At 34.3% G+C, this 13,282-nt stretch carries 10 protein-coding genes; 4 read left to right on the top strand and 6 right to left on the bottom strand.

The window, feature by feature from the left end:
- Positions 1-873, bottom strand: an 873-nt coding sequence (ftsZ, locus tag QXQ25_04710) for a cell division protein FtsZ (GenBank protein ID MEM0161007.1), incomplete at its 3' end; no start/stop codon positions are given.
- A gap of 146 nt (positions 874-1,019) precedes the next feature.
- Between ftsZ and QXQ25_04705 the strand changes: the two genes are divergently transcribed.
- Entirely contained in the window at positions 1,020-1,874 is an 855-nt protein-coding gene (locus QXQ25_04705; GenBank protein ID MEM0161006.1) for an MBL fold metallo-hydrolase, read from the top strand.
- A gap of 100 nt (positions 1,875-1,974) precedes the next feature.
- Positions 1,975-4,182 (top strand): amino acid permease, encoded by a 2,208-nt coding sequence (locus QXQ25_04700; protein ID MEM0161005.1) that lies wholly within the window; start codon positions 1,975-1,977, stop codon positions 4,180-4,182.
- Positions 4,183-4,194: 12 nt separating this feature from the next.
- Here QXQ25_04700 and QXQ25_04695 read toward each other — a convergent pair whose 3' ends face one another.
- The gene (locus QXQ25_04695; protein MEM0161004.1) at positions 4,195-5,517 is read right to left on the bottom strand and encodes a mechanosensitive ion channel family protein; all 1,323 of its coding nucleotides are present in this window, start codon (positions 5,515-5,517) and stop codon (positions 4,195-4,197) included.
- Between the two features lie 133 nt (positions 5,518-5,650).
- On the opposite strand from QXQ25_04695, the gene QXQ25_04690 reads away from it, so the two are divergent.
- Both QXQ25_04690 and QXQ25_04685 read left to right on the top strand, forming a co-directional pair.
- On the top strand, positions 5,651-6,760 hold the full coding sequence (locus QXQ25_04690; GenBank protein ID MEM0161003.1) for an exonuclease SbcCD subunit D: 1,110 nt from the start codon (positions 5,651-5,653) through the stop codon (positions 6,758-6,760).
- Positions 6,761-6,763: 3 nt separating this feature from the next.
- Positions 6,764-9,445, top strand: a complete 2,682-nt coding sequence (locus tag QXQ25_04685) for an AAA family ATPase (protein ID MEM0161002.1) — start codon at positions 6,764-6,766, stop codon at positions 9,443-9,445.
- Here the strand turns inward: QXQ25_04685 and QXQ25_04680 are convergent.
- The 4 genes from QXQ25_04680 to QXQ25_04665 form a co-directional block, all read right to left on the bottom strand.
- The gene (locus QXQ25_04680; GenBank protein ID MEM0161001.1) at positions 9,442-10,515 is read right to left on the bottom strand and encodes a pyridoxal-phosphate dependent enzyme; all 1,074 of its coding nucleotides are present in this window, start codon (positions 10,513-10,515) and stop codon (positions 9,442-9,444) included. The two genes, QXQ25_04685 and QXQ25_04680, sit on opposite strands and share 4 nt — an antisense overlap.
- 64 nt (positions 10,516-10,579) lie before the next feature.
- Entirely contained in the window at positions 10,580-10,897 is a 318-nt protein-coding gene (locus QXQ25_04675) for a hypothetical protein (GenBank protein MEM0161000.1), read from the bottom strand.
- A complete protein-coding gene (locus QXQ25_04670; protein ID MEM0160999.1) occupies positions 10,894-12,951 on the bottom strand; it encodes a heavy metal translocating P-type ATPase in 2,058 nt (685 codons plus the stop codon). Before QXQ25_04670 ends, QXQ25_04675 begins: the two co-directional genes overlap by 4 nt.
- Positions 12,952-12,980: 29 nt before the next feature.
- The gene (locus QXQ25_04665; GenBank protein ID MEM0160998.1) at positions 12,981-13,148 is read right to left on the bottom strand and encodes a YHS domain-containing protein; all 168 of its coding nucleotides are present in this window, start codon (positions 13,146-13,148) and stop codon (positions 12,981-12,983) included.
- Positions 13,149-13,282: the final 134 nt, after the last annotated feature.

The raw sequence follows: 13,282 nt of genomic DNA, 5'->3' as shown, positions 1-13,282 counted from the left end.
ATCTCCGACTATTCTGATTAATGCCCCTTTAGCCTGTGCAATATCTGCTTCTATAAGCGGAGAGTTTACAGCGTCATCAACTGCTTCGGCAACTCTGTCTGTGGATCCTTCAGATTCTCCAATGCCGATCATTGCCACACCGCCTTTATCCATAACTGCTTTAATATCTGCATAGTCTAGATTTACTAAGCCTGGCTTGGTAATTATCTCTGTCAACCCTTTCAATCCTTCCATCAGTACCTCATCTGCAACCTTGAATGCCTGATCTAATGGGAGTCTAGGTACTAGCTCTAAAAGTTTATCATTAGGAATCACTATTGTAGTATCTGCATATTTTTTGAGTCTGTCTATTCCCCACAACGCATTCTCCATTCTTAGTTTACCTTCGGCTGTGAACGGGATTGTCACGATCGCAATAACCAATGCGCCATTCTCTTTTGCAAGTTGCGCAACATATGGTGCCGATCCTGTACCAGTACCGCCACCCATACCCGCGGTAACAAATACAATGTCTGATCTCGAAACTAGCATTCTAAGTTCCTCATCTGCCTCTTTTGCAGCCTCTGCACCGACCAGTGGATCTGCGCCAGCTCCAAGTCCTCTGGTAGTTCTCTTACCAAGCAGAATTTTCCTGTTTGATTTAACCTGCAACAAATGTGGTGCATCTGTATTCGCTGCAATTATGGTAGCGCCGAATACTCCTGCTTCAGTTAGCCTATTTATTGTATTGGATCCACCACCGCCACATCCTATAATCTTAATGTTTACTTTAAGCTGTTCTACTATCTTAGCTAGTTCCTCATCATCTTGCGATTTTGGTGCTGGTTGCGAGGGTTGTTCTTGTTTAGATCCTGCATAATTATCACCTATCACATTTTTTATCAGCGTTTTCAATTTATTCACCTCCTTTTTATGTCTGAATTTTGTCAGACAGTAATCCACTTATTTGTATATAAACATTACTCAGTTTTTGGAGATTAAAGTAAAACTTTTTATAATATTTCATTGTATTGTCAACTATGGATTTCATACATATCTCTGGAAATACCTATTATTTTAATACCCCAGTGAGCATTGGTGCCATTATAGAAGATAATTCTGCAATATTGATTGATACTGGCCTTGATGAAAATGCGGTAAGAAAAGTTTTGAATTTGTTGAAAGAAAAGAATATAACATTAAAATATGTTATAAACACACACAGTCATTCAGACCATATAGGTGGCAATGCATTTGTAGAATCGAGAACTAATACTACTTTTTATGCCTCTGAAATTGAAGCAGTATTTATAAGAAATCCAGAGTTATTATCTGATTTTATATATAGTGCCACTTCCATATCTGAACTTAAAAGCAAGTTTTATTATTCTGCACCCACTAAGAATGTTAAGAATATAAAAGAGCTAAAAGAGAAATTCAAAATTGTAGAGCTTCCAGGGCACACATTTCAGATGATTGGCATTATTACTGAAGACAATGTGTTTTTTGTCGCAGACTCCATATTTTCAAAACAGATTCTAGAAAAACACTCTTTGATATTTCACATTGACACTGCTCGATTCCTGAGCACATTAGAGTTCATCTTGCAGCAAAATGCAGATTTTCATATTCTTTCACATGGTGGATTGTTGAAAAATATAGATGCTGAGTTAGAAGAAAATAAAAAGCAAATAAATATTTTATTGTCCATGATTGAAGATCACAAACCAGATACAATGGAGAATTTAATCTCAAAAATCATGAAAGAAAACAATATTTCAACAATAGACCAGTATTTTCTTAACCGAATACCTGTAATGGCAGCCATAAAATATCTAGCAGATCATAAGAGAATAAATCTAAATATAGAAGAACATGGATTGATGGTTAAATAACCAATTTAGCGTTGAAAATAAAAATAGATTTCTAGCATAATTAAACAGGTACATATTTATATATTGTTATAACATTAACTTTATTTCAGAGAGATCTCTTATGCCAGATAATGAACAGGTAGAGTTAAAATTCAGAAGAGATTTAAGTTTGTTAGATGTAGTAATGATCAGTGCTGGTGCAATGACCGGCGCCAGCATCTATGTGCTTGCCGGAGTAGCCACACAATGGGCAGGGCCTGCAATACTGATCTCTCTGGTGCTCAGCTTTTTTGTGACTATATTAACAGCTATGGCCTATGCAGAGCTTTCTAGTGCATTTCCAGAGGCTGGTGGTGGTTATTTATGGGTCAAAGAAGCGATGCCTAAGCCTTTAGGATTTATGAGCGGCTGGATCTCTTGGTTCGGACATTCTATTGCCTGTGCGTTTTATACAGTAGTATTTGCGCAGGGGATAGTCTGGCTTCTGCAAGCATACGGTTTAAACTATGGAATAGTAAATGCACCATGGTTTATGAAACTGATAATCTTAATAATACTGGTACTTTTTATTTATGTAAACTTTATGGGTACGAACATAACCGGCAAAACACAGACATTTTTTACATTATTCCAGTTTGCATTGATTGGCATATTTATTGTGGCAGGTTCATTTGCAGTGGTTAGAAATCCAAACATAGTAAATAGTTTCACTCCCTTTTTCACCACCACTAACGGTGTAATTGTAGCAATGAGCATAATGTTCATTGCTTTTGAAGGATACGAAATTGCTGCACAGTCTGCAGAGGAGATTAAAGATCCTTCCAGAAACTTGCCAAAAGCTATTTTTTATTCTATTACTATCACCACGATTTTATATCTTCTCATGTTTTTTGTGGCAATAGGCTCAACTTCATGGAGATTTGTAGTTAGCAAGGGATCTTTCGCAATAGTAGATATCTCTGGTATTGTAATTCCAGATCTTGGCAAAGGCATCATTTTGATCGCTTTGTTGGTAGGTACAATTGCCACCTTGAACGCCACAATATTTTCTTCCAGTAGAGTTTCTTTTGCAATGGGCAGGGATAAAGTATTGCCAAAGATTATGGGCAGAATACACCCCAAGCACAGAACTCCCTACGTTGCAATTTTAGTATCAGGTTCCATAATAGGCGTAATCGCCATATTTTTACCTTTCTATGATATTGCTGCCTCTGCAGATATAATGTTTCTGTTGCTTTTCATCCTCGTTAATGCTTCCGTTATAATATTAAGATACAAGATGCCAAGACTGAAAAGATCTTACTTAATACCTATTTTTCCATTAATACCGATTCTGGGGATAATTACCAAATCAGTTCTTGCAATATATTTATATTATTTCTCTCCCGCAGCATGGTGGCTTGCTATAGGATGGACTGAAGTAGGGTTAATTTTATTTTATTTCAGCAAAGGCAAGCGAGAAATTGAAGAGTACGTGCCAGAACCAGAAAAGCCCATTGTAAAAGTTTCAGATAAAAAGCGTGTGATGGTAGCTACGCTTAGAAGCTCCCAGTTTTTTGTAAATATAAGTAGCTGGATTGCAAAAGAGAACAATTATGATTTGATCATTTTTTCAGTAATAGAGATGCCCAGCAGTACAATTAGGAACAAGCTTACTTTCTCAGAGTACTCAGAATATTTTAAGAAACTGGAGAGCCTGGCAAAATATCCTAAAAAGCTGGATTTAAAACCCTCTATTATAGCAACAGTTTCTAATAATTCTGCGAATGCGATACTTGAAGAAATACAAAATGAAAATATTGACACTCTTGTCATTGGCTGGAAAAGAGCATTGACAACCAAGATTTTCAGTAGTACTACAGACACCATTTATCATCGTGCAAATTGCAATCTTGTAATTGTACGGCCCTCTGAATCTGACAGATACATATCTAGCATGAGTGTAATTGTAAGGAATCCGTCAACAGACGAATTTACATTAACCGTTGCTAGAGCAATTGCGAAAAACATAGGGTGCAAAGTTCACTTTTATGCTATAAACAGGGACGAAATAGATCTTTCAAAATACATAGATTCCTGCAATAGTAACAATATAGAATCTGATTCTTCATACATTACCACAAATACACCAGAAAGTACAATAATAGATATATCTACAAAGACTGATCTTTTGATTATCAGCCATCCTGATTTCCAAGATTACTTTTATGTACCATCCAGATTTTTATTAGATCGCTTTATAAGATCCATATCATGCAATCTTATAATCACAAAGAAAAGTAATAAAGCAATAGATTCTGACACCATGGCGATATTGCATCATGGGTAGATCCATATTATTTTAAATTCCTATTATAATTTTTTCTGCCAAAAATTTATCCTGTATCTTGAATATTAGCTTTGATATAATCTCTTCTTTCTTGTCAAAGTTTTCAATATATACTTTCAGTTCATACACAATTTTGTCATTTTCAAATTTTACGGCATTGATTGCAGGTCTAGGTTGTATATCAAGAACATTTTCAGTTCCTTTGATCGCATCCATTATTAATTCCTCTATTTTTTCATGCGGCACCTTAAAACTAACGTTAAACTGTAGTATAATTGGAATATTTGAGAACACAGAGCTTTTAATAGCTATTTTATTAGATAGTATCAAAGAGTTAGGTATCAGCTCTATCATAGTTTCTTCATCTAAAATTTTGGTGAATAAAGTATCAATCTCTATTACTTTTCCATTGATTTTATCTCCAATCTGTACATTATCATTTTCTAAAAATGCACCAGTATACATTAATATAACTCCAGATATCCAGTTTTTGAGAGGAGTGGTTAAAAATATTAAAGCGCTGATAATAATTGTAAACATTATAATTGAAATAATTAGGTAATGGACATTTGATATTCCTAGCATCAACAAAATTATAGTTAATACAACTACTAGATCAATTATAAAAATTGTAAATCTTATGACCATTTTTAGATTTTTCTCAAGCCTTTCTTTCTCTTTGAGAGATCTCAATTTCATATCTTTAATTAATTCAATCAAAAATTTGTATATTACAAATCCTATCAATATCACAAACACGATCCATAAAAATCCGTCAACGTTATTTGAAAAGAATACAGATATTTTTTGAGATATGTTTCCGAGAATTTTCAAAGCGCTTAAAAGTATCATCAATGCTATAAGAAAAGTAACTATGTACACTGTATATTTGATTAGCATATCCGCAAAATAAGAAACTTTCGGGCTCAGGACGTTTTTAGGTTTGATCTTAAGATCTCCTCGAAGATATTTAAATAGTCTGGATATTGCAGAGGTAATTATCGCAGCGAATATTATGAGCAAAAAGATTACGAAAAACGGAAATAAGAGAGGAGTGGTTGTCTCCCATAAATATGTTTTTGCAAATTCAGAGACTGTAGAAAGTATATAGAAAATGCCGATCACTACAAATATAGATAATGTGTATTCTATGCCAATCTCTATAAATTCCAGGATTGTATCATTTAGAAGATGATATTTTTGAGCCTTTAGATATTGAAAAAAGCGATGTAAATACGAAAATATATATATAGTTACCACTACAACTCCTAATATTATGATTATTGTAATTCCAAAATTTTTAACAAAGTCTGCTATATTTGCTATGAAATTCATGATAACAATAGAAATAGATTAGTCTTATTTAATTTTTTATTAAAAGATGTTATTAAATCTTCTATAAAAAAGGTTTATTTGACATTAGACATTAAAGATAGAGTTTATATTAGAGATTTACATTTAAAAAATCATGGTCAGAATAATGCACATATCAGATACGCATTTAGGGTACAGACAGTATATGTTGGGAGAGCGAGAAACTGATTTTTATGATTCATTTGAAAGAGTTATAGACTTGGCACGAGAAGAGCATGTAGATATGATCGTGCATTCAGGTGATATATTTGAGACTTCGCGTCCTCCAAATCAGGCACTTAAAGTTTTTAAGGATACACTGATGAGAATCAATGGCAAAATAAAATATTTCGCTGTGTTAGGAGATCACGATCGACCTCGAAAGCGAGATTATCCAGCTCCGAACCTCTTTGATTTTCTAGGAATAAAAGTGTTAGGGATAAATGAGTTAGAGCATGAGGTACTGCATATAGATAACAAAGAGCTATTAGTTGCAGGATTGTCCAATTTAAAAGGTATTTATGCAAACCGTATATTAGAAGAATTTAAAAAAGCAGATTTGCTCGCACAAAATTTCAAATATTCTATTTTTATAGGGCATGAGGGTATTTCCACATTTTTACCAGACGAAAACTGGGAAGTAGATTTTAAAGAGCTACCAAAAAATTTTAATTATCTTGCATTTGGGCACTTGCATAGCAGGGTGGTTAAAGAGTATGGCAAGGGCTACTTTGCCTATGCGGGATCTACAGAATTGCACAGTGAAGATGAGATTATAAATTATAAAAAAGATGGAAAAGGTGCATATTTAGTAGATCTTGATACCGATATGAGTATTGAGAAATTGAACATTGATACAATTCGCCCGCAAGAGAAGATAGATACTGATGCAGAGCATTGGATTGAGGATTTAAAAAATATATTGAGCATAGTTTATGCAAAAAAGCCAATTATTCATTTGAAGATATCAGGTAAAATTAACGCTTCAGACATACATTCTATCATCAATGAACAGTTCAAAAATTCAATGCTATATTATCGATTAAAGTTATCACCGACTATTATGCCGAATGAAGATTTATCCACAAATAATTTAAAAGATTCTTTAACAGACTATTTTAAGAATGAAAATATGGGCATTTTTGCCTATAATCTGTTTGAGCTGCTGCAGAATGATTATGAAGAGGCTTATGATTTTATTTTAAAAACTATGGAGCGCTGGTAAAGTATGCTATTAAAAAAGCTCTATCTAGAAAATTTTGTATCACATAAAAGTACGGAGTTAGAGTTTTCAAAAGGTATTACAGTAATTACTGGCAAAAACGGAGCTGGCAAGACATCTATATTAGATTCTTTATTGTTCTGCCTGTTTAAAGAGTCGAGAACTGGAAACTTGAAAGATCTCATACATTTGAACAGTACAGACGCAAAAAGCTACCTGATTTTTGAAGAAGGATTGAACGATTACGAAAGTTCTTGGGAACTAGATCAAAAAAAAGGTGTGAAAAGTGCGATCTTAAAGCAGATTTCAGGGCCAATTTTAGCTGAGGGCGCCAACAACGTAAAACAGGAAATTGAAAAGATTCTAGGAATGAGCAAAGAGATTGCGATCTCGTCAATATTTATAAAACAGGGCGAAATAGATGCGTTGATAAATAAGAAGCCGGCAGAAAGAAAAGAGTTGATTGGAAAGCTTATAGGACTAGATAGGTTAGAATATGCATGGTCCAATTTCAAAGTACTATTTGAAAAGTTTGATCGTTCTATTTCGGAATTAGAAGTAGAACTTAAAAGTTACCCAGAAATAGAGAGCAATATAAAAGATTTGGACATTCAGCTCAATGCTCTAGAGCTTGAAAAATCGAAGATTAAAGAGATTGTTGAAAGCAAAAAAGCAGAACTTAACATAATCAGCCAAAATCTAGATTCTCTTTCAAAGCTAAAAGAAGAACGAAATAGTTTAGAGACTGAAAAAGCTCAGTATCTAAAAGATATTGATCGGGTGAACGAGGAGATAATAGAAGCAACGGAAAATTTAGAAAAACTAGATGAAAAAAAGAGAGAAATAGAGGATCTTGAGAAAGAAGTAAAATATTTAGAGCCTGTAACCGAATATTTAAAATTAAAAGAGCGATTGGAAGATACAAAAAAAGATCAAGAGAAGATTGAAAAAGAAATAACAAAAATAGGGCTGCAAAAAAAGTATTGTGAGGAGCATAAGAGTGAATATGAACAATATGAGCATGTTTTGGAAGAGAATGATAAGATTCAAAAACAGATCAAAAACTTAAAAGCAGATCATGATAACTACCTGATCTTAACTAAAGAGATACTGCATTTTGAAACGGATTTGAAAAAGCTTGAAATAGAGCTGAAAGAGTATCAAAATCAGATTTTTTCTATATTTGGGATGTCTGAGCTAAAAGATAATGATAAATCTGAACTATTAGAAAAACTAGAAACTGAAAAGAAAACATATGAAGATCAGATAAGAGAGTTATATGGGTTCATATCAGCACAAAAAAATCATATCAGATATCTAGAAGATTCTAAACAAAATCTGAGGAATGCAAAGCAGTGCCCAGTCTGTAAAAGCGATCTTGATGCTAAACATATTCTGAGTATAGATAAAGAGATAGACGAGGATATCTCTACTAAAGAGCAATTAATAAAAGAGCAAGAGCAAAACATTGAAAGACTGAATGGACTCTTGGGTCCATTAAAAACCAAGATTGAAAAAGTAAACAAGTTCGAAAGTTCACGATATTTCCGCCTAAAAAAAGAATTTGAAGAACGATCAAATGAAATAAATTCTCTAAAGATTAAAGCAAAGGAAATATCAGATAAATTCTCTGAATTTGAAGTTCTAGAAAAAAAGAAAACTGAGAATGATAAGCTATTGGCTCAATTAAAAAATGTTCATGAAAACTATATTTTGGCAAATGCGAAGATTGAAGATTATGCTTTAAAGATTAAAGAGCAAGAACATTATTTGGATATCGCTGAAAAAACTGCAGATCGCATGAGAGAACTTGAAAAAGAGATACCATTTGAAATCACGCTCTCTAAGAAATCAGAGCTGGATGAAAAAAAGATGAAAATGCAAGAATTTAAAGGTATGGTTCGTGAATCTCAACGTTACTCTGACCGTCTCCACAGGAAAAATGAGGAGCTAGCTAACCTAAAATTAGAATATAGCAAAGTTTTAGATAAGCTAAAACAGAACACTTTTAATCCCGAACGTTATGCAGAATTGGAAAGTAGAAGAGACAATTTAAAAACCACGCTTGAATCTTTAAATGGAGAGTATTATAATATATCAGCCAGAGTCAACTCAAATATTGACAATATAGAGAAATTGAAAAAAAAGAGAGAAGAGCTTTCACAAAAGCAAAAGACTCTCGATAAATACAGAAAATTTAGAGGGATATTAGAAGAGGTCCGAAAATCATACAGCAAAGATGGAATTCAGCGATCTCTGAGGGCTGCATATGCGTCTATTATTGAAAATTTTGTAAAAGACTATGTTGAAAAATTCAATCTTGACATTATTGATCTGAACATAGACAATGACTTTAACATAACGTTGCGCAATAGGTCAGGATATATAAGCATTGATGAACTATCAGGCGGAGAGAAAGTAGCGATTGGAATAGCCTTGAGACTTGCAATAGCGAGAGCGTTGTCAAAGAAGATTTCGACCATAGTTCTGGATGAGCCCACTACTTATCTAGATGAAGATCGCAGAGGGGAACTTGCAAATATATTGAAAGATTCTATTAGCGAGGTTTCAAGTATGATCCCGCAGATGATCATTGTCACGCATCATGAAGAGCTTGTGGATGTTGCCAATACCCACTATGAGGTAACCAAGATCAACGGTTATTCCTCGTTGAATCTAGTATACTAATTGCATTTCAGGCGCTTTAAAATATCATAACTGTAATAACGGGAAAAATCAACTTTCTCTTTTAAGATCCCAAGATCTCTGTAGAGAGTCTGGTAATTATATCCTGTATCAGCAACTATCGCAAGCACTTTCTTATGCTTCTCAGCCAGCTTATTTGCGTAGTGTATTGTAGCACCAGAAGATGCTCCTACTAGTACATTCTTTTTGTCATATATTTCCTTTATAATAGAAAACGCTTCTTTATCCGATACTATCGGAAACTCGGTCTTTGAAACCTTTGCATTTTCTAATATTTTAGGCATCAATGGCGATTCTGCAAGGTTTCTCAACCCCTGTAAATGATGTTTATCTTCAGGCTGAACTCCAATCACTTTTATGCCTTTATCTTCAAGACTGTTTTTCAGTCCCACATATGTTCCACCAGTTCCTACGCCAACAACTACATATTCCGGCCTGTCATCCAATGCCAGGATCTCTGCAGCGGTTTCTTTGTGCGCACTGGGGTTGTTGCTGTTTTCGTATTGATTGAGCCATGTATACAAATCTTTTGATCTAGGACTGTATGCCATGCTTTTTGCAACTGCTATAGCCTGATCTGTGTCAGTATTGCTCACTCTTGGGCACAGGTCATCATCCACTTCGATAGGCTCTATGCCCATAGCCTTGAACAAAGTTTTTACTTCATCGGTGACTTTATAAGAGATCACTGGCTGAAAATTCAAATCTAATGCTTTTGCTATCGCGCCTATAGCAATTCCAGTATTTCCGCTAGTAGGCTCTATTAAAGTATCATTCAAGTTTCTCTTTATCAGGGCATCCATAATCATATTTAGGGCAGGTCTCATCTTGATAGATCCATGTACAATATTTTTAGTTTCTACATGAAAATAATTAAACCACTCTAATTTAACTGATATATTTAGATCTTCAATAAAACATACAGGCGTACCACCAATGTTTATCTCTATTCCATTGTTCCTAAGATAGTATTTTTTAAGTCTGTTCTCTTCAATTATTTCAATTTTTCTAACTGCCTCAGAATATTTATCGATCTCAAATGCTGAATCCATAAAAAACCTTCATTTTAGGATATATTTAAAAATTATGTAGCAAAAAAGGATTAAAAACATCTTTTCAATAAGAGTATGTAATTCCTGACACTGTAAATCTGTTTCTAAGTTTAGAATAATTTATGGTTATTGTGTCCCTATACTTTTCTATGGCTTTTTTGATTGGTTGGATAGCATATATTTTTGCCAATCCATCATAGATCATAAAATATTGAATATTTTCAGGTTTAACTGTATCTATTTCTATCTTGGGAATAAGCCGGCATAAATTATCAGAACACGGCCCCTGCACATATCTGATATTTATATATAACTCTTTTACATTTTCTTTCTCAATAACTCTTCTAGCATTTTCTGTAAATTTCAATTGGTACAGACTCATAATTTTTCTCGTCTCAACAACAGGGAGTTGGTTACTACTGTTGTAGAGCTAAATGCCATCGCGAACGCTGCTAAAAATGGTAGAAAATTATAGATTTTAGCACTGAATAAAGGTATTAACAGACCTGCAGCTATGGGTATCAATATTGCATTATAGAATATCGCCCATGTCAGATTTTGCTTGATTTTACGTATAGTTCTCTTTCCAAGCTTGATCGCATAAACTGCATCATAAAGACGGCTTTTAATTAATATGATTCCCCCTGTTTCTTTTGCCACATCAGTTCCGCTTCCAATAGCGATTCCTAAATCCGCCTTAGCAAGAGCTGGTGCATCATTGATTCCATCTCCTACCATTGCTACATATTTTCCTTTATTCTGCAACTCTTCTATTATTTTCATTTTTTCTTCAGGTTTTAAGTTCGCAACTATATTTTTTATATTTACTTTCTGTGCTATAGCTCTTGCTGTAATTTCGTTGTCTCCGGTCAGCAGCCATGTTTCTATGTTCATGCTATTAAGCTCATTTACAGCTTTAATGCTATCCTGTTTCAGTGTATCAGAAAATGCAATCAGTCCCTCACATAAATTATCTAGCGCGATGATAAGCACCGTTTTTCCCTGCGTTTCAAGTTCTTTTATTTTATTCTCGCAATCCATCTTAATATTTTCATCATAGATAAGATCCCTGTTTCCGATCACTATTTTCTTTTCTAATTCTGCAACCACTCCCTTACCTGCTATGTACTCAAATTTGTTTGGAAATGGGACATTATTGCCAAATTTTTTTATTATAGCTTTGCCCAGCGGATGTGCTGAATTAATCTCTCCTATAGCAGCATATTTCAATAAATCTTCCGTGCTATATTTACCAATAGACACTATATCCGTAACTTCAAGCTCACCTTTTGTTAAAGTGCCTGTTTTGTCAAAAACTATGGTATCTATCTTATCTGCAATCTCTATATTCTCGCCGCCTTTAATCAATATTCCATTTTCTGCCGCTTTGCCAGAAGAAACCATCAATGCTGCCGGGGTAGCAATGCCCAAAGCGCAGGGACATGCGATGATCAACACTGTTACAAATACCAATATCGAAAAAGTTAATCCGATTCCGCCTATAAAGTACCAAAATAAGAATGATATAATGCCGACAGATATGACCGCAGGTACAAAGTAAGATGCGATAGTGTCTGCAAGTTTCTGTATTGGCACTTTCTCAGAGTTTGCACTTTCAACAATGCTGATTATTTCAGATAAGGTATTATCACCCCACTTTTTATTTACCCTTATCTTTATAGATCCCGTAATATTAACCGTTCCTCCTATTACACGATCTCCCTCTTTCTTATCAACCGGTACGCTCTCCCCCGTGATCATAGATTCGTCAATTGCGCTTTTTCCTTCTATGATCGTAGAGTCTGTAGGTATGCTTTCACCTGGCTTTACAAGTAATATATCTTCCATATGTACCTGTTCAATCGCCACGTCCTGAACAGTCTCATTCTTTAATAAATGCGCAGTTTTAGGCTGTAATTCAATTAATTTGCTTACTGCGTTAGAAGCTCGCGCCTTGGTCAAATGCTCCATGAAAGAGCCTGTAAGTATCAGAGAGACTATCATTGTAGATGTGTCAAAATACAAGCTGCTGCTTGGAAAAAACCTGGGTATAAACACTACCGTTGTGCTGTATGCCCATGCTGCGGAAGTGCCTATTGCAATCAGTGTATCCATGTTTCCAGCTCTGTTTTTTATGGCGTCTAGAGTTCCTTTATAGAACCTAAATCCAGGATAAAACTGCACAATACTTGCAAGTATTAATAGTATGTACCGGGAATATAAAGATGATGTTAAATAAGTAAGTAACAAAACTGGTACAGTAATAGTCCATGACACTGCCAGCTCTATCTTCAGTTTTTTAAATTCTACTTCGGGCTTATCAAACTGTTTTTTGCATGATTTGCTGCAAAAATAATAGGTTCTGCCATATTTTACGCTAGTTATTGTAGCTTTGGACTCATCTACGTACATGCCACAGACTGGATCTCTTGCCATCTATTCACGATATTAAAAAAATAAAAAGTTTAACAGCCATGATGGGCATGTTTAACTTCTTTCACATATTTACCAGGGTTCTTTTCAAACTCTGTCTTACAGCTTTCATCACAAAAATAGTATTTTTTTCCGTTATAGTCTGTCTTTATAGCTGTCTTTTCATCTACTTCCATTCCACAAACTGGATCTTTTACCATATTTTAATCACCGTATATCTATAACAGCTATTTTTTTATATGATTTTCTCTTTACAAATGTAAAAAAATATTAGAGAGGTGCAAATTTATAGCCATACTCTATTATTCCTGCCTTGCCCTCATCTCTGATTCTA

This window comes from Thermoplasmata archaeon (assembly GCA_038729465.1).
Classification (GTDB): domain Archaea; phylum Thermoplasmatota; class Thermoplasmata; order Thermoplasmatales; family ARK-15; genus JAVRLB01.
Note: the sequence above shows the minus strand (reverse complement) of the source record. Positions and strands in the feature narration are given on the sequence as shown.